Here is a 17334-nt window from a genome sequence, read left to right on the forward strand (position 1 = left end):
CCGCCGGATGGCGTCCCGGGCGCGTCCTTCCCCTGACACCGGCCGGGCGCCCCGGCAGGGCCCCTGTTCGAGAGCGGCGGTACTCAGCCGCGGTCACTCACCGCTTGCGGGCGACGGCCCCGTAGACGCCGACCGGCGGCTCGTCCTCGGGCACCTCCTGCTTCCAGTGGTTCACCTGGACCAGGCCGGGCTCGACGAGGTCGTACCCGTCGAAGAACTCCAGCACTCCGGCGTGGCTGCGCGGGGTGAGCACGGCGGTGGCGTTCTTGTACACCGCCGTCACCTCGCCGGCCTTCTCGGCGTGGAAGTCGGCGGTGGCGTGGGAGAGCACCAGGTAGCTGCCGTCCGGCAGCGCCTCGCCCAGCGTGGTCACCATGCCGCGCGGGTCCTCCTCGTCGGTGACGAAGTGCAGGACCGACACCAGCATCAGCGCGACCGGCTGGTCGAAGTCGATCAGCTCGCTGATGGTGGGGTGCCCCAGGATCGTCTGCGGGTCGCGCATGTCGGCGAGGAAGAAGCCGGTGTTGCCGGTGCCGAGCAGGCGGGCGCCGGCGTGGGTGGCGACGATCGGATCGTTGTCGATGTAGGCGATCCGCGCGTCGGGGGCGACGGAGTGGGCGATCTCGTGGGTGTTCGGCGAGGTGGGTATCCCGGTGCCGATGTCGATGAACTGGCGCACCCCGCGCTCCGCGAGGAAGCTCACCGCCCGCTGGAGGAAGTCCCGGTTCGCGCGGGCTCCCACGACCACCTCGGGGGCCGCGTCGACGATGCGGTCGGCGGCTTCCCGGTCCACCTCGTAGTTGTCCTTGCCACCGAGGTAGTAGTCGTACATCCGAGCCGGATGCGGGCGGCTGGTGTCGATCTCGCCGGCGGGAAAGCCCTGCTCGGTCACGCGGTCCTCCGCTTGGTCGTTGCCTGGTCGAGGGGTCGGGGCCGGCCGGGCCGGCGGCAGGGCCCGGTCATCCGAGCAGGAAGTCCGCGTCGCCGGACTTGGCGCCCAGGATGAACGTGGTGATCTCGTGGTTGGTGTAGATGAGCGCGGGGCCCTCGGGGTCGGTGGACTGGCGCAGCGCCACCCGGCCGTCGTTGAGTCTCTTCGCCTCCACGCAGGAGCCGCCGTTGCCGCCGCTCCACGGCTTTCGCCAGCCGTCGGCGCCGAGTTCCGTGGCGGGCATTCCGTTGTAGATGGTGTCGTTGGTGACGCGATCCATGGTTCAGATCTCCTTGCGCATGCCATCGAGGATGGCTTTGGTGCTCTGTGCCGGCGCTGCCTGCGCGCACATCCGGTCGAGGGCTTCGAGGAAGGTGGACACGTCGTCCCGGTCGTCGAAGTAGGCGCCGCCCACCAGACTCTCCGTGTAGGCGATGTCCGGGATCTCCTTGAGCTGGAACCGGAAGATGTGGAACGGCCCGTACATGGCCGGGTGCGGCCCCGCGGCGAACGGGATCACCTGCAGCCGCACGTTGGGCAGGTCGGCGGCGTCGATCAGGGCGCCCAGTTGCTCGCGCATCACGCCGCGGCCGCCGATCGGCCGGCGCAGCACCGTCTCGTCCATCACGACCCACAGCAGCGGTGCCTCGTCGCGGCTGAGCAGCGCCTGCCGCTCGACCCGCAGCGTGACCAGCCGGTCGATCTCCTCGGGGGTGGCGTTCGGCAGCCCGGCGCGCAGCACGGCCTGGGCGTAGCTGGGGACCTGGAGCAGTCCGGGGACGTAGTGCGGCTCGTAGGCGCGGATGACCGACGCCTCGCCTTCGAGGCTGACGAAGGCGCTGAACCACTCGGGCAGCACGTCGCGGAAGTTGTGCCACCAGCCCGGCCGGTTGGCTTCGCGGCACAGCGCGAGGAAGCCGCCGATCTCGTCGGGGGCGGTGACGCCGTAGGTGGTGAGCAGCTTCTCGACATACGGGATCTTCAGCCCGACTTCGGCCTTTTCCATCCGCCGGATCGTGGCGTGGGTCACATCAAGGGCACGGCCGGCCTGCTCGAAACTGAGACCGGCCTTCTCGCGGAGGTCCTGGAGGCGTTTTCCGAGCACCATGCGCAGGACCGTCGGGGCACCACCCGGCCGGGGGTCCATCACGTGCCTCATCCTCCAACTCCCTTGACTGACATGCAGTGTGTCATGACGTCAGCGCCAGGAACAGCATGTTCTGTCGATTCTGTAATTTACAGTTCGGACCTTGCCATGTGTCCAGCGCGGGCCCCATAGTTACGGGGTGGTCCTTTCAACTCACGCTCTCCGGCCCGAATGCCGGGCAGACGTCCGCGCCCCCGGGCACCAGGACGTCTTCCGGCTGCCCGCGCTGAGCGCGTCCGTGGCGGCCGCCCGCGCACGGATACGGGCCCGCCTCCGGGAGTGGGGCGCGGACGCCGAGCTGAGGGACGACGCGGGACTGGTGGTGACCGAACTGTTCACCAACGCGGTCCGGCACACCGACAGCGAGAAGATCACGTGCGCACTGCATGACGTCGGCTCGGCAGTGCGACTCGAAGTGACCGATCAGGGGCGCGGCGAGGGGGACCCGATGCCGTGTGCGGCCACTGCCGACGAAGAGGGCGGGCGAGGACTGCTGCTGGTGAGCGTGCTGGCGGCAGCCTGGGGTTCCGATCCCGCAGCGGATGGCATGGGGCGTGTGGTGTGGGCCGAACTGGCCGCACACCGCGCGCCCCATTGACGTATCGGCCGACGCACCGGCCTGCGTTTCGGCCGGCGTACCGACGTTCGCCGGCCGGCCGCCGAGCCCTGACGGCGCGGCTCCTAGCGGCGCGGTTCCTGACCGCGGACTCCCCCGCCGGCTCCTAGCGGCGCGGTTCCAGCGGGAGCAGTTCCGGCCGCTTGGGCAGCACACCGTCGCCTGAGGACGCGCCGCGCAGCCGGCGGCCGATCCACGGCACCAGGTACTCGCGGGCCCAGTGGATGTTGTCCCGGCGGACCTGCGCGGGCAGCCGGCGCGGCTCGGGCGGCCAGGGCAGGTCGGGGTCGGTCGGCGGCTCCAGGCCGAGCACCTGGGCGGCCCGCAGCGCCACCCGGACATGGCCGGCGGACGACAGGTGCAGCCGGTCGTCGCTCCAGGCCCGCCGGTCGTGGATGGCCGCCAGCGACCACAGGTCCAGCACCGGGCAGCCGTAGCGGTCGGCGACCGCGCGGACATGGGCGTTGTACGTCGCGATCTTGCCGCGCAGCAGGCCGAGCACCGGCACCCCGCGGGTGTCGAAGCCGGTGCAGACCATCACCGTGCCGACCACCGCGCGCAACTGCGCGACCGCGCCCTCGAACCGCTCGGCGAGCGCGTCGGGGTCGCTGCCCGGGCGCAGGATGTCGTTGCCGCCGGCGCAGAAGGTGACCAGGTCGGGCGCGAGCGTGACAGCCCGGGGCACCTGCTCGTCGATGATCCGGTCCAGCAGCCGGCCGCGCACCGCGAGGTTGGCGTAGCGGAAGTCGCCGGGCGGGGTCGCGCCGGCCCGGCGCTCGGCGAGCAGCTTCGCCAGCCGGTCGGCCCACCCCACGAACGCCTCGCCGGGCCCTGGGTCGCCGACGCCCTCCGTGAAGCTGTCCCCCACCGCCGCGTAGGACCCGAAGCCGGCCGTGGCCGGCGCGAGCACCCGGCCCGGTCCGCCGCCCGGTCCGGTCGCAGTGCCGGTCGCCAAGCCGGTCGCCGTGCCGGTCGGCGTCCCCTGCGCCGGGCGTCCTTCGTCGGTCTCTCCGTTGTCATCTGTCCGCGTATCGTCAGCCACGTCGGACCATTTTTCTCCTCGGCCTGTGACCTACGCGACCGTAAGGACGGATTGACGGTACGTGATTCATCCCACCCGTCCGGCCCGGAGAAGACCGCCCGCGGACGGAATACGGCCCGACACATACCGCTCGGTACGCCTTCGCCCGCGCTGCCGTATCGTCGGCGGTGGCGCGGTGCGGCCGCGGCAGGCGCAGTTCATGGCATGGCAAGGACGAGGAAAAGGAGCATCGGTGACGCAGGAAGTGCGGCAGTCCGCCGCGACCGGCCCGGAACCCCAGCTGACCGGGGTGCGCAACTTCCGCGACGTGGGCGGGCTGCCCACCGCCGACGGCCGGCGGGTACGGCCGGGGGTGCTCTTCCGCAGCGGCCACCTCGCGCACGCCGACGAGCAGGACGCGGCCTTCCTCGCCTCGCTCGGGCTGCACACCGTCTTCGACTTCCGCAACGGCGACGACATCGCGCTCGAAGGCCCCGACGTCACGCTGCCCGGCACCCGCAACATCAACATCCCGCTCAGCGACCCCGCGCAGAACGCGGACTTCTGGCGGACGGTCCGCAACGGCGACCTCGACGCGCTGCACGCCGCGCTCGGCGACGGCAGGGGCGCGGAGCGGATGGAGGCGTCCTACCGCAAGCTCATCCTCGAACGCACCTCCGAGCACGGCCGGATGCTCGCCCTGCTCGCCGGGCCGTCCGACGACGCGCAGGACGGCCGGCAGCCGGTGACGACCGCGGCGGCCGCGGCGGCCGGGCCGTCGGACCGCGCCGCCGTGCCCGCGCTGCTGCACTGCGCGGCCGGCAAGGACCGGGCCGGCACCTCCATGGCGATCATCCTGCTCGCGCTCGGCGTGGAGCGGTCCGCGATCGAGGCGGACTACCTGGAGAGCAACGCCCGGCACCGCCGCTACAAGGTGGTCCGCGGCGACGGAAGCACCGGCACCGCGATCGATCCGGCCGTCCGCGAGCTGCTGGACCCGCTCTTCGAGGCCCGGATCGAATACCTGCGGGCCGCGTTCGACACGATCGAGCAGCACTGGGGCTCTGTCGACCGCTATCTCGAAGAGGGCCTCGCCCTCGCCCCCGCGGCCCGCGCGCGCCTGCGGGACCGCCTCCTCACGGACTGACCGCCCTCCCGCGAGACCGCCACCCCGCGGCGCCCGACACCGGGCGACGCGGGGTGGAAGAAGCGGTGCGGGTCGTGACGACGCGGGGTCGTGACCTCGCCGGGCCGGGGCAGCCGCCTACCGGTTGGCCACCGCCTGCTTCACCAGGGTCCGGCCGAAGTCCCACATCAGCCCGCCCCCGCCGTGCGCGTCGTCCATCACCTCGGTGAACGCCTGCACGAAGCGGTCCACGTCCGCCTCGTCGACGACGAGCGGCGGGATCAGCTTGATCACCTCGATGTGGTCCCCGGACACCTGCGTGAGGATGCGGTGCCGCTGGAGCAGCGGCACCACCACCATCTGGGCGAACAGCCCCTTGCGCGCGGCCTGGAGCATCGTCCAGCGGCTGCGCAGCTTCAGCGACTTGGGCCGGCCGAACTCGACCGCGACCATCAGCCCGCGGCCACGGACGTCCTTGAGCAGTTCGTACTCGTCGACGAGCGCGGCCAGCCGGGTGCGCAGCAGGTCGCCCATCCGCCGGGAGTTCTCGACCAGTTGCTCGTCCTCGACCACCGACAGCGTGGCCAGGCCGGCCACCATGGCCTGCGCGTTGGAGCCGTAACTGGCCGAGTGCACCAGCACCCGGTCCATCGAGGAGAAGACCTTCTTGAAGATCCAGTCCTTGCCGAGCGTCGCGCCCACCGGGACGTAACCGCCGGAGAGCGTCTTCGCCACCGTGAGCAGGTCGGGCTCGACGCCCTCCTCGTGCTGGTAGGCGTAGAAGCGGCCGGTGCGGCCGATGCCGGTCTGCACCTCGTCGCAGATCAGCAGCGCCTTGTGCGCGCGCAGCAGCGACTGGGCGGAGCGCAGGTAGCCGGCCGGGGGGATGTGCACGCCGTGGCCCTGGATGGGCTCGACGATCATCGCCGCCACGTCGCCGCGCTTGAGCTCGCGGGCCAGCGCGTCGAGGTCGCCGACCTCGACCTCGGTGTCGGGCAGCAGGGGCGCGAAGCCGTCCTGGAAGCCCTCCTCGCCGTTGACCGACAGCGAGCCGGTGGTCAGGCCGTGGAAGGAGTGCTTGCAGTACAGCACCCGGGGCTTGCCGGTGGCGTACCGGGCGAACTTCAGCGCGGTCTCCACCGCCTCGGTGCCGCTGTTGCCGAAGAACACCCGGTCCAGGTGCGGGGTGTGGGCGAGCAGCTTCTCGGCGAGCAGCCCGGGCAGCGGCTGGCAGTCGAACCGGGTCAGGTCCGGCAGCCCCGCGTCCAGCACGTCGTGCAGCGCCTTGCGGACCACCGGGTGGTGGCGGCCGACGCCCATCACGCCGAAGCCGGCGAGCATGTCCAGGTAGTCGTTGCCCTCGGCGTCCCAGAAGTGCGCGCCCTCGGCCCGCTCGTAGTACTTGTCGAAGCCGATGGTGCGCAGCATCCGCGGCAGTTGGTGGTTCAGGTGCTTGGTGTGCAGTTCGTACCGCTCACCGCCCCGCTCCGCGAGCAGGGTGCCCAGGTCGAACCCCTTCGGCTGCGCGACGGGGACCGGGCTGTCCGGGTCCGGCATCGGGTCGGACGATGTCATCGTTCACCTGCTCCTCGCGTGCGTGGGGTGCTGCCACCCGAAGTATGTGCCGGTCTCGCGGTGTCGGAACCGGCCGGGTCGGCCTGCCCGGGGACAGTCCTGCCCGCGTCTTTGGCCGCGGTTCCCGCCGCGCGCACGGGTACGGCGCGGGGGCCCGCCGCGGTTCCGGGTACGGCGCCGGCCGAAGCTGACGCCGCCGTGCCGCCCTCCGCCACCGCCCCGGTGCGCGCGGCCAGCCGCAGGAACGACGCGCCCACCGACCCGGCGATCTCCGCCGGGGTCAGCCCGATGTCCGCCAGCACCTCGCCCCGCTTGGCGTGCGCGAGGAACTGCGGGGGGATGCCGAAGTCGCGTAGCGGCACGTCGACGGACGCGTCGCGCAGCGCCTGGGCGATCGCCGAACCGACGCCCGCGGCACGGCCGTTGTCCTCGACGACGGCCACCATCCGGTGCCCGGCGGCGAGTTCGGCCAGTGCGGGGTCGACCGGCTTGACCCAGCGCGGATCGACCACGGTGACGCCGATGCCGCGCCCGGCGAGCAGTTCGGCGACCGACAGGCAGGTGCCGGCCAGCGCGCCTACGGAGACCAGCAGCACGTCGGGCCGCAGGCCCGCGGCCGGCCGGTGCAGGATGTCCACGCCGCCGATCCGGTCGAGCGCGGGCACCTCCTCCCCCGCGGTCTCCTTCGGGAACCGCACCACGGTGGGCGCGTCGTCCACCGCGACCGCCTCCCGCAACTGCGCGCGCAACTGGTCCGCGTCGCGCGGCGCGGCGATCCGCAGCCCGGGCACCACCTGGAGGATCGACATGTCCCACATGCCGTTGTGCGAGGCGCCGTCCACCCCGGTCACCCCGGCCCGGTCCAGCACGAAGGTGACGCCGCACTTGTGCAGCGCGACGTCCATCAGCACCTGGTCGAAGGCGCGGTTGAGGAAGGTCGCGTAGACCGCGACGACCGGGTGCAGCCCGCCGGTGGCCAGGCCCGCGGCCGAGGTCGCGGCGTGCTGCTCGGCGATCCCGACGTCGAAGACGCGGTGCGGGTAGGCCGCGGCGAACTTCGCCAGGCCCACCGGCTGGAGCATGGCCGCGGTGATGGCGACCACGTCGGGCCGCTCGGCACCGATGGCCACCAGCTCCTCGCCGAACACCGAGGTCCACGACGGGCCCGGGGAGGGGGTCAGCGGCCGGCAGGTGAGCGGGTCCATGGCGCCGACGGTGTGGAAGTGGTCCGCCTCGTCCTGCTCGGCGGCGGCGTACCCGCGGCCCTTCTCGGTGAGGCAGTGCACCAGGACCGGGCCGTGGAAGCGGCGGGCGCGGCGCAGCGCGGACTCCACCGCGTCGATGTCGTGGCCGTCGATCGGGCCGAGGTACTTCAGCCCCAGGTCCTCGAACATGCCCTGCGGCGCGAAGGCGTCCTTGAAGCCCTTCTTCGCGCCGTGCAGCGACTCGTAGAGCGGCTGGCCGATCACCGGCGTCTGCTGCAGGAGCTGCTTGCCCCAGGACAGGAAGCGCTCGTAGCCGTCGGTGGTGCGCAGGGTGGCGAGGTGGTTGGCCAGGCCGCCGATGGTGGGGGCGTAGGAGCGCTCGTTGTCGTTGACGACGATGATCAGGGGGCGGTCCCGGGCGGCGGCGATGTTGTTCAGCGCCTCCCAGGCCATGCCGCCGGTGAGCGCGCCGTCGCCGATGACCGCGACCACGCGGTCGTCGCTGCCGCGCAGCTCGTTGGCCTTCGCCAGGCCGTCGGCCCAGCCGAGCACGGTGGAGGCGTGGCTGTTCTCGATCACGTCGTGCTCGGACTCCGCGCGGGACGGGTAGCCGGACAGGCCGCCCTTGGTGCGGAGCTTGGAGAAGTCCTGCCGGCCGGTGAGCAGCTTGTGCACGTAGGACTGGTGGCCGGTGTCCCACAGGATGCGGTCGGCGGGTGAGTCGAAGACGCGGTGCAGCGCGATCGTCAGCTCCACCACGCCGAGGTTGGGGCCGAGGTGGCCGCCGGTCCTGGCGACCGCGTCGACGAGGAAGTGGCGGATGTCGGCGGCGAGTTCGTCCAGCCGGCCGTCGGGCAGTGCCTTCAGGTCGCGCGGGCCTTTGATGTTCTCCAGCATCGACATGTGTGGACCTCGTTCCTGCCGGGATTGCGGTGGATCGCCGGCCGCTGACCGGCCGGTGGCAGTGCGGGTACGAGCCACCGGCGCGGCCCATGCCGTCGCCGGTGGCTCGTACCCGCTTTCACCAGGAGGTCACTTCGCGCGGTTGGACGCGACGGTCTCCCGGGCGGCGCGGATGGACTCCTTCAGCGAGCCCATGGTGGCCAGCACGGCCGTGGGCTCGTAGCCGCAGTGGGCCATGCAGTTGTCGCAGCGCTCGTCCTTGCCGCGGCCGTACTTGTCCCAGTCGGTCTCGTCGATCAGCTTCTGGTACGTGGCCACGTAGCCGTCGCTCATCAGGTAGCAGGGGCGCTGCCAGCCGAAGAGCGAGTAGTTGGGGATCGCCCACGCGGTGCAGGGGAAGTCCGCCTTGCCCTCCAGGAAGTCCAGGAAGAGCGGGCTGTGGTTGAGCCGCCACTTCTTGCGGTTGCCGTCGCCGAACGCCTTGCGGAACAGCTCACGGGTCTGCTCGACGCCGAGGAAGTGGTCCTGGTCGGGCGCCTTCTCGTACGCGAACGCGGGCGAGAGCATCATCTCGTCGACCTGGAGGTCGTCGTTGAGGAAGTTGAGCACCTCGATGATCGTCTGCGGGGTGTCCGTGTTGAAGAAGGTGGAGTTGGTGGTCACCCGGAAGCCGCGCCGCTTGGCCTCCTTGATCGCCTCCACGGCCTCGTCGAAGGTGCCTTCCTTGGCCACCGATTCGTCGTGCCGCTCGCGCAGGCCGTCAATGTGAACGGTAAACGCGAAGTAAGGGGACGGTGTGAACTTGTCCATCTTCTTGCGCATGAGCAGGGCGTTGGTGCAGAGGAATACATATTTCTTACGGGCGACGAGCTGGCGGACGATCTCGTCGATCTGGGGGTGCATGAGCGGCTCGCCACCCGCGATGGAGACCATCGGCGCACCCGACTCCAGCACCGCCCCGACCGCCTGGGCGACCGGCATGCGCTGCTTCAGCACCCCGGCCGGGTGTTGGATCTTGCCACAGCCCTCGCATTTGAGGTTGCAGGCGAAGAGCGGTTCGAGTTCGACGATCAGCGGGAACTTTTCGCGACGCCTAACCATTTTCTGTTCGAAGAGGTATGACGCGACGCGGACGGTCTGACGGAGCGGCATGGCCATCTAGCTCACCTCCAGGGGAGCGCGGTAGTGCGGTGCCAATCGAGAAAGGCGGGAACAAGATCTCTGAGCACTCGGAATGCGATGATCCCGGTGCGAAGCGTTCCGACACGGACGAGTTCGAACTCGGGCGTGTCGACGACGACGCGGGCCGCCGCGATGCGGTGCGCCCCCTCGGCGAGAGCGGCGCGGCGCATCGCGGCCGACTCCATGTCCACGGCGATGGCACCTGTCGCCGCGAGTGCGGTGCGCTCGGCGCCCCGCACGACATGATCGGATTCCGCCAGTGTGCCGGTGTGCACGGTGTGGCCCCGGTCCGCGAGAACGGCCTTGAGCGCGGCGGCCAGCGTCGCGCTCTCGTGCCCGTCGTCGGAGACGACGACGTCGCCCGGCCGCATGCCGGGGGCGAGCCCCGCGCAGAAGCCGGTGGTCAGGACGGAACCTCCGTGTATCGCCGGGTCTTGCAGGGCCTGGGCGACGACCCGCTCCGCGTTCTTCGGACCCATGCCGGTGCGCAGCACGGTGACCGGGAACTCCGCGGTATTCCTGGCGGTGCCCCTGCGCAGCGCGAAGCGCTCGATCGGCAGGGCGCACACCACCGTCAGCGGGGGTCGGGGACGGCCCACGAACTAGGCCCCCTTTCCGGTGCTCGGGATGGTGGTGCTCGGGATGGTGGAACTGGGCATGCCGGTGCCGGCCGTGCCGCCGCCCGACGTGCTCACGGCGGACGTGCCGGCCGAAGCCGCCGGGTGGCCGGCACCGAAGGGCTCGGAGCGGGCGTAGCGGCCGAGCGCGGTCAGCGGGAAGACCATCCGGTACAGGTGGTAGTTGATCGAGAAGTCGCGCGGGAAGCCGGTGCCGGTGAAGTACGGCTCATCCCACGAGCCGTCCGCCAACTGGGTGTCGGCCAGCCAGCGCACCCCGCGCTCGACCGACTCGGTGTCCCGCTCGCCGGCCGACAGCAGCGCCATCAGCGCCCACGCGGTCTGCGAGGGAGTGGAGTGCCCGCGGCCGACCCACTCCTGCTCGGAGTAGGACCGCAGGTCCTCGCCCCAGCCGCCGTCCGCGTTCTGCACCTCGTGCAGCCAGTCGACGGCCCGGCGGATCGCCGGGTGGTCCGGGGCGAGCCCGGCCGCGGCCAGCGCGGGGACGGCCGATCCGGTGCCGTAGATGTAGTTGACACCCCAGCGGCCGAACCAGGCGCCGCTGTCCTCCTGTTCCCCCAGCAGCCAGTCGATGCCGCGCCGGGTGTGCCCGTCGTGCTCCAGGCCGAGCGCGGCGAGCATCTCCACGACATGCGCGGTCACGTCGGCCGACGGCGGGTCGATCACCTCACCGAAGTCGCAGAACGGCAGCCGGTTCGGGAAGGGGCTGGTGTTGTCGGCGTCGAAGGCGCCCCATGCGCCGTTCCTCGACTGCATGCCGACGTTCCAGCGCACCGCCTTGTCGATCGCGGAGTCCACCCGGGCCTGGTCGGGGTGGGCGATCCGGCGCAGCGCGAGCACCACCTCGGCGGTGTCGTCGATGTCCGGGTAGTTGTCGTTGTGGAACTCGAACGCCCAGCCGCCCGGCGCCAGTTGCGGGCGCTGCACGGACCAGTCGCCGGGGCGGGTGATCTGCTCGCCGAGCATCCAGTCGGCGGCCTTGACCAGCGCCGGGTGGTCGGCGGGGACGCCGGCGTCGGCGAGCGCGATGGTCGCCAGGCAGGTGTCCCAGACCGGGGACTGGCACGCCTCGATCATCCGCACGCCCTCCTCGGGCCATACGGCGAAACGATCCAGCGAGTCGAGTCCGGCCTTGACCACCGGGTGGTCCAGGTCGTACCCGAGCAGGTGGAGGGCCATCACCGAGTAGACGGCGGGCGGCTGAATGCCGCCCCAGCAGCCGTCGGCCTCCTGGCGCTCGATGATCCAGCGGGCACACGCGTTCATCGCGCTGCGGCGCACCACCCGGGGGCTGAACCGGCGGTAGACGTGCAGCACCTGGTCGAGGCGCTGGAAGACGCCGTCCCAGCTGGTGATCGACTTCCGGCGCTTCTTGGGGTAGGGCCGGGCCGGATCGACATGCAGCTCGTCGATGCCGAACGGCGCCGGGCGCACCGGCCGGTGGGCGCCGACCACGGTGAGCGGCACGATGGTCTGCCGGGCCCAGCAGCCGAACGAGTAGATGTTCAGCGGCATCCACTTGGGCAGGAAGATGACCTCGGGCGGCATCTCCGGCAGGTCGTCCCAGCTCCACCAGCCGAACAGGGCGAGCCAGATCCGGGTGAAGACCCGGCTGGCCGCCACCCCTCCCTCGCCGCGCGACCACTTGGCGGCCAGCGCCATGTGCGCCTCGGCCGGGTCGTCCCCGGCCAGCCGCAGCGCGACGTACGCCTCGATGGTGGCCGAGACGTCGCCCGGACCGCCGTGGAAGGTGGCCCAGGCGCCGTCCTCGCGCTGCTGGGAGCGAATCCAGCGGGCCGAGGCCGCGGTGACGCTGTCGTCGCGGATGCCGAGGAACTCCCGCAGCAGCAGGTCCTCGGCATCCATCGTCACGTTTGTTTCGAGGTCGCCTTTCCACCATCCGTCAGGGTGCTGCCGTGCCAGGAGGTGGTCTGCGGCGCGCTGCACGGCACGCTGCGCCGCCGCCTCTGTATCGCCGGCTGGAACAGGCTCCGGCTCCGAGGCGCTACTGGCCGAAGGTGTCCGGTGGGTTGGCGTCCCTGGACTGCCATCGGTCGTCGCTGTCATGGCTTCCCCTTTGCAGTTGAGACTTCTGCGGTGTCGGGGGCGGCCGTCCGCCGTCACGAAAGTGAGACCGGCGACGTCATACGCTCCACGTCTGTCTGTTTACTTTTCGCGGACCACCACAAAATCCGCCAGGCCCACGAGCTTACGTTGGATTTCTTCAGGCATGTCCATTTTGTCCAGTGCGGCGATGGCGGTCGTGTACTGCCTCCGGGCCTCCTGAGACGTCCATTCCCGACCACCCGCCTCCTCGATCAACGCCGCGCGCAGGGCGAACTCTTCCTCACTGAAGGCATCAGTTTCGATCAATCCGGAGTTTTTCGCGTCCGCGGCCAGGAGTTCACCCAGCCGCTCCGACGCGGGACCGTCCGCGGCGAGCGCGGCGACCACCGGCAGCGACTTCTTACGCTGCCTCAGATCGCTCCAGGTCTGCTTGCCGGTGGTGGCCGGATCGCCCCAGATGCCCAGCAGGTCGTCGATCGCCTGGAAGGCCAGCCCCAGGTGGTAGCCGTACTCCTCCAGCGCGTCCGCGTCGGACTCCGACGCGCCGCCGAGCACCGCTCCGATGGAGGAGGCGCAGGCCAGCAGGGCCCCGGTCTTGTTGCCCTCCATCTCCAGGCACTCCGCCACGGTGACCCGCTCGCGGTGCTCGAAGGAGATGTCCTGCGCCTGACCGTCGATCAGTTTGCGGGTCGCCGTGGTCAGCCGGCGGGTGGCCCGGCCGGCGTCGGCGGTGCCCTGCTCCAGCAGGATCTCGTTGGCCAGCGCGAAGAGCGCGTCGCCGACCAGGATCGCCTGGGCCGGGCCGTGCACCTTCCACACCGTGTCGCGGTGCCGGCGCTGCTCGTCCCCGTCCATCAGGTCGTCGTGCAGCAGCGAGAAGTTGTGCACCAGCTCCACCGCGACCGCGCCGGGCACGCCGGTCTCCGCGGGCGCCCCCGCGGCCTGCGCGGACAGCAGGGCCAGCGCGGGACGCACCGCCTTGCCGCCGTCGCCGTCCGCGGGCCGGCCGGCCTGGTCGATCCACCCGAAGTGGTACGAGGCGACGGTGTCCATCGGCGGGGCGAGCCGTGCCACCGCCGCGCGCAGCACGGGGGTGGTCAGGATGCGGCCGTTCTCCAGCAGCGCGATCACGCTGTCAGCGGTCACGTTCTCTCCTCTTGTCGCACCAATTGCACTCATGCCGCCTCCAGTACGCCGTATTCGCAGGGCAGTCCAAGGGCGGACAAAGCTTGTCGGGAGGCGTACAGGCCGCTGCGCACCGCACCCTCCATGGTCGCGGGCCAGCCGGTGGCGGTCCACGCGCCGGCCAGGTACAGGCCGGGGGCGCGCGTGGCGGGCCCGGGCCGCAGGGCGGCCACACCCGGGGTGGGCGCGAAGGTCGCGGTGCGTTCGCGGGTGACGAAGAAGTCACGGACGGCGGCGCCGCGGGACGCGGGCAGCACGCGCTCCAGTTCGGGCAGGTAGCGGCGGCGCAACTCGGCCACCGGCAGGTCGATCTCGTCCTGCACGGCCGACTGGGAGAGCGCGACGTACTGGCCGCCGCCGGTGTGCCCGGAGCTCTTCGTGCGGTCGAAGACCCACTGGACCGGGCTGCCGAGCGCCGCCAGGAACGGCTGCTGGAGCACCTGCCGGTCGTAGATCACATGGACATTGAGGATCGGCGCGGTGCCGATGCGCAAGAGCTTTTCCGGCTCGTCCAGCGCGCCGGCCGGCAGCAGTTCGTGGGTCTCCTGCTGCGGCACGGCCAACACCACGGTGCCGGCGGTCAGTTGCTCGCCGCGGCCGGGGCCGGTCTCGACGTCCACGCGCCACCCGGCGTGTGCGACGTCACGTCCCGCGGCCCCGTCGGCGGCCGCGTCCGGGCCTTCCGGACGGGGCGTCAGACCGACCGCGCGGGTCCGCAGCAGCACCCGCACCCCCGCCGCGTCCAGCGCCGCGCGGGCCCGGCCGTCGTGCAGGTCGCCCAGGGGTGCCGCGGCCCAGCCGATGTCGGCGGCGCCCGGCTCGGACAGCAGGCCGGTCTTGAACACCATCGCGGCCAGGGCCAGCGAGGACTGCCCCGACGTGGCGTTGAGGGTGGCCACCGCGACCAGGTCCCACAGCGCCTCGATGGTGCGGGCGGACTGCCCGCGCCCGGCGAGCCAGCTGCCGAAGTCGACCCGGTCCAGCGCCGGATCGTCGAGGTCCAGGCCGCGCAGCGCGAGCGCCGCCCGCCCGACCGACGCCCGCTCGGCCACCGACAGGTGCGGGTAGCGCACCAGGCTCGGCGCAAGGTGCAGCGGAACCGGCAGCGCCACCCGGCCGATCCGGCCGAGCTTGCCGGTGTCGGCGTCGAAGACCGGGACGTCCAACCGGTCCTGAAGCGTCACCAGGTCGCGGGCCGCGATCCGGTCCAGGAACCACTGGTAGGCGGTGCAGCAGCGCAGGAAGACGTGCTGGCCGTTGTCGACGGTCAACTCGCCGCGCTTGAAGGAGAAGGCGAGGCCGCCCAGCCGGGGCCGGGCCTCGGTCAAGGTCACCTCGACCCCGGCGTCGGCCAGCGCGAGCGCGGCGGTCACCCCGGCCAGGCCGCCGCCGACCACGACGGCGGTGCGCCGCCCGCGGGCGCGCTCGGGGCGGCCGGCCTCGGTGCCGGCCGGACCGGCCTGCGGGCCGGATCGGGTGGTCGTCATGCGCGCTCTCCTCGGGCCGCACCATGCGGGGTGCGGCGGGCCGTCGCGGAAGGTGACGCAGTGCGCGTCAACGAGGTTGCTCGGTCGGACGGCGGGTGCGGGACGAACCGCGGGAACTGCACCTGCCGCGGGGACGGGGCGGGTGTGACGGGCTGAGCGGACGACGTGGCGAACGACGTGGACGGAGCGTACTGCGCGGTGGGACCCGCTGGGTGCACGCGGGTCGGTCTCACGCGTCCCTCCGCGGGGCGGTGACGGGGGCGGGAGTACGCGCGGTACGGCGGGCGTCGAGTCCGGCCAGGCCGCGGACCGCGACGTACGCCTTCTCCCGGCCGGGCAGCGAGACCCGGCCGCGCAGCACCGCCTCGGGGTCGGCGGCGAACCGCTCCAGCAGCCGCCGGTAGATGCCCGCCATCGCGGCGACGCAGGCGCCGCTCCTGCGGTCGAGCATCGGCAGCAGCCGGTAGCCGGTGGCGAACAGCGCGCGGGCCCGGCGTACTTCGAACTCGACCAGCCCGGCGAAGTCGGAGCCGGCCGGCGGGGTGTCACCGTGGAATCCCTCGGCGCAGCCGAACTTCGCGAGGTCCTGCGCGGGCAGGTACGTGCGTCCGTTCCCGGCATCCTCGCGGACGTCGCGCAGGATGTTGGTGAGTTGCAGAGCGAGGCCGAGTGTGTCGGCGTATTCGGCGGCACGTGCATGATCGTGCCCATTCACGGTGCCGAAAACGCCCAATGAGACCCTACCGATAGCTCCCGCCACACAGCGGCAGTAAACGGCCAGGTCGTCCCATGTCTCGTAGCTCTCGCCCCGAACATCCATCTGGACGCCGTCGATGAGTTCGCCCAGGCCCCCCATCGGGATGGGGAAGAGCGCGGCGGCGTCGGCGAGGGCGACGGCGACCGGGTCGGTGTCGTCCTCCTCCACCTCGTGGGCCTCGACCCGGTGCAGCAGGGTGCGGGCGTCCTCCAGTCGGCGCAGTTTCTCGTCGGGCGGCAGCTCGCCGTCCCCGATGTCGTCGACCCGCCGGGAGAAGGCGTAGACCGCCGACATCGCCTGCCGCTTCGCCGTGGGCAGCAGGCGGATTCCGTAGGCGAAGTTGCGGGCCTCGTGGCCGGTCACGGTCTCACAGTACTTGTATGCAGCAAGCACCTGTCCGGACGTGTGCGCGGAACCGTTCACGGTCCGGGTCACCCCTCTCTTCGCAATGTCGACCCCACCTCACGCAGCAGGACGGGTTTGGTGGCCTTGGGGGAACCCGCCAACACGTCGTACCCCGCGTCCTCCACCGCCCGCAATGCCGCGCGGCCGCCGCCGACGAATCCGGCGAGCAGCAGTCTGAGCCGGCCACGGACGCTACGGACCAGGGCACCGCCCTCGCCCAGCAGGTCACGGGCCCGCCCGGCTTCGAACGCGACCAGTTCGCGCACCTTCTCCCCCGCGCTCGGTGCGGCGAGATCGGCCTCGTCCACCGAGAAGCGTTTCATGTCCTCCGCCGGGAGGTACACCCGGTCCCTGCCGAGGTCCTCCACGACGTCCTGGAGGTGCTCCACGATCTGGAGCGCGGTGCACACCGCGTCCGAGCGCCGGACCCGTTCCGGGGTGGAGGTTCCGGTGATGGAGAGCACCAGCCGGCCCACCGGATTGGCGGACAACTCGCAGTAGGCGAGCAGGTCGTCGTAGGTGGCGTACCGGCTGACCTGCTGGTCCTGCCGGTTGGCGGCGATCAGGCCGAGGAAGGGCTCGGGGGTCAGCCGGTGCCGCTGGACGGTGGGGCGCAGGGCGGTCAGCAGCGGGTGGACGGGGGCGCCGTCGAACACCCGGCGCAGGTCGGCCTCGAAGGCGTCGAGCATCGCCAGCCGGTCGCCGGCCGCCTCGGGGGGCAGGCCGAGCCGGACCGCGTCGGGCCGGCCGCCGTCGGCCAGGTCGCCGTCGCCGATGTCGTCCACCAGACGGGCGAACCCGTAAACGGCCATCAGATCCTGTCGCCAGGCACGCGGAAGGAACACCGGTGCCACCGGGAAGTTCTCGCGCGCGGCCTTGTCCAGGACGGCCCGGGAGGTGACGTCCCCGGTCACCGCGGGCTTCCCGGTGCACAGGCGGCGAACGTGCCCCGGAACAGGATGGTCCCGATCTTCATGGCCGCCACATCCCCCGTTCTACACTGCCCCGTCGAAACTTCCCATTTCGGACACGCCGCACTCTCGCTTGCGGACACCCGGACCCGGGTATCGATCATCGGCAGGCTCCCAG

The 17334-nt window shown here is 71.7% G+C and carries 15 protein-coding genes; 2 read left to right on the plus strand and 13 right to left on the minus strand.

The window, feature by feature from the left end; genetic code table 11:
* Nucleotides 1-97: 97 nt before the first annotated feature.
* The 3 genes from OG896_RS06350 to OG896_RS06360 all read right to left on the minus strand — a co-directional run bounded on the left by OG896_RS06350 (nt 98) and on the right by OG896_RS06360 (nt 2039).
* Nucleotides 98-892, minus strand: a complete 795-nt coding sequence (locus OG896_RS06350; protein ID WP_329363218.1) for an SAM-dependent methyltransferase — start codon at nt 890-892, stop codon at nt 98-100.
* Between the two features lie 67 nt (nt 893-959).
* Entirely contained in the window at nt 960-1211 is a 252-nt protein-coding gene (locus OG896_RS06355; RefSeq protein ID WP_328471334.1) for a DUF397 domain-containing protein, read from the minus strand.
* Nucleotides 1212-1214: 3 nt separating this feature from the next.
* Nucleotides 1215-2039 (minus strand): helix-turn-helix domain-containing protein, encoded by an 825-nt coding sequence (locus tag OG896_RS06360; protein WP_329373740.1) that lies wholly within the window; start codon nt 2037-2039, stop codon nt 1215-1217.
* 178 nt (nt 2040-2217) lie between these two features.
* Between OG896_RS06360 and OG896_RS06365 the strand changes: the two genes are divergently transcribed.
* Complete coding sequence (locus OG896_RS06365; protein WP_329363221.1) at nt 2218-2676, plus strand: ATP-binding protein; 459 nt, start codon at nt 2218-2220, stop codon at nt 2674-2676.
* 124 nt (nt 2677-2800) lie between these two features.
* Here the strand turns inward: OG896_RS06365 and OG896_RS06370 are convergent, their stop codons facing one another.
* A complete protein-coding gene (locus OG896_RS06370) occupies nt 2801-3604 on the minus strand; it encodes an SGNH/GDSL hydrolase family protein (RefSeq protein ID WP_329373742.1) in 804 nt (267 codons plus the stop codon).
* 364 nt (nt 3605-3968) lie between these two features.
* On the opposite strand from OG896_RS06370, the gene OG896_RS06375 reads away from it, so the two are divergent.
* Nucleotides 3969-4862 carry a tyrosine-protein phosphatase gene (locus OG896_RS06375; protein ID WP_329363223.1) on the plus strand — a complete coding sequence of 298 codons (894 nt, stop codon included), beginning with the start codon at nt 3969-3971 and terminating at the stop codon, nt 4860-4862.
* A 117-nt stretch (nt 4863-4979) separates the two neighbouring features.
* Here the strand turns inward: OG896_RS06375 and OG896_RS06380 are convergent, their stop codons facing one another.
* The 9 genes from OG896_RS06380 to hpnC all read right to left on the minus strand — a co-directional run bounded on the left by OG896_RS06380 (nt 4980) and on the right by hpnC (nt 17159).
* Nucleotides 4980-6398 (minus strand): aspartate aminotransferase family protein, encoded by a 1419-nt coding sequence (locus OG896_RS06380; protein WP_329373744.1) that lies wholly within the window; start codon nt 6396-6398, stop codon nt 4980-4982.
* A gap of 14 nt (nt 6399-6412) precedes the next feature.
* Complete coding sequence (dxs, locus tag OG896_RS06385; protein ID WP_443056948.1) at nt 6413-8524, minus strand: 1-deoxy-D-xylulose-5-phosphate synthase; 2112 nt, start codon at nt 8522-8524, stop codon at nt 6413-6415.
* A gap of 129 nt (nt 8525-8653) precedes the next feature.
* Nucleotides 8654-9682, minus strand: coding sequence for an adenosyl-hopene transferase HpnH (hpnH, locus tag OG896_RS06390; protein WP_329363225.1), 1029 nt, complete (start codon nt 9680-9682; stop codon nt 8654-8656).
* A gap of 5 nt (nt 9683-9687) precedes the next feature.
* The gene (locus OG896_RS06395) at nt 9688-10305 is read right to left on the minus strand and encodes a phosphorylase family protein (protein ID WP_329363226.1); all 618 of its coding nucleotides are present in this window, start codon (nt 10303-10305) and stop codon (nt 9688-9690) included.
* A gap of 3 nt (nt 10306-10308) precedes the next feature.
* Nucleotides 10309-12411, minus strand: coding sequence for a squalene--hopene cyclase (gene shc / locus OG896_RS06400; protein ID WP_329363228.1), 2103 nt, complete (start codon nt 12409-12411; stop codon nt 10309-10311).
* Between the two features lie 99 nt (nt 12412-12510).
* Entirely contained in the window at nt 12511-13590 is a 1080-nt protein-coding gene (locus tag OG896_RS06405) for a polyprenyl synthetase family protein (protein WP_328471322.1), read from the minus strand.
* On the minus strand, nt 13587-15083 hold the full coding sequence (hpnE, locus tag OG896_RS06410; RefSeq protein WP_329363231.1) for a hydroxysqualene dehydroxylase HpnE: 1497 nt from the start codon (nt 15081-15083) through the stop codon (nt 13587-13589). The genes OG896_RS06405 and hpnE overlap by 4 nt, the downstream gene beginning before the upstream one ends.
* A gap of 229 nt (nt 15084-15312) precedes the next feature.
* A complete protein-coding gene (gene hpnD, locus OG896_RS06415) occupies nt 15313-16275 on the minus strand; it encodes a presqualene diphosphate synthase HpnD (protein ID WP_329363233.1) in 963 nt (320 codons plus the stop codon).
* Nucleotides 16272-17159, minus strand: coding sequence for a squalene synthase HpnC (gene hpnC / locus OG896_RS06420; RefSeq protein WP_329363235.1), 888 nt, complete (start codon nt 17157-17159; stop codon nt 16272-16274). The genes hpnD and hpnC overlap by 4 nt, the downstream gene beginning before the upstream one ends.
* Nucleotides 17160-17334 lie beyond the last annotated feature (175 nt).

This window comes from Streptomyces sp. NBC_00669, assembly GCF_036226785.1.
Taxonomy (GTDB): Bacteria; Actinomycetota; Actinomycetes; order Streptomycetales; family Streptomycetaceae; genus Actinacidiphila.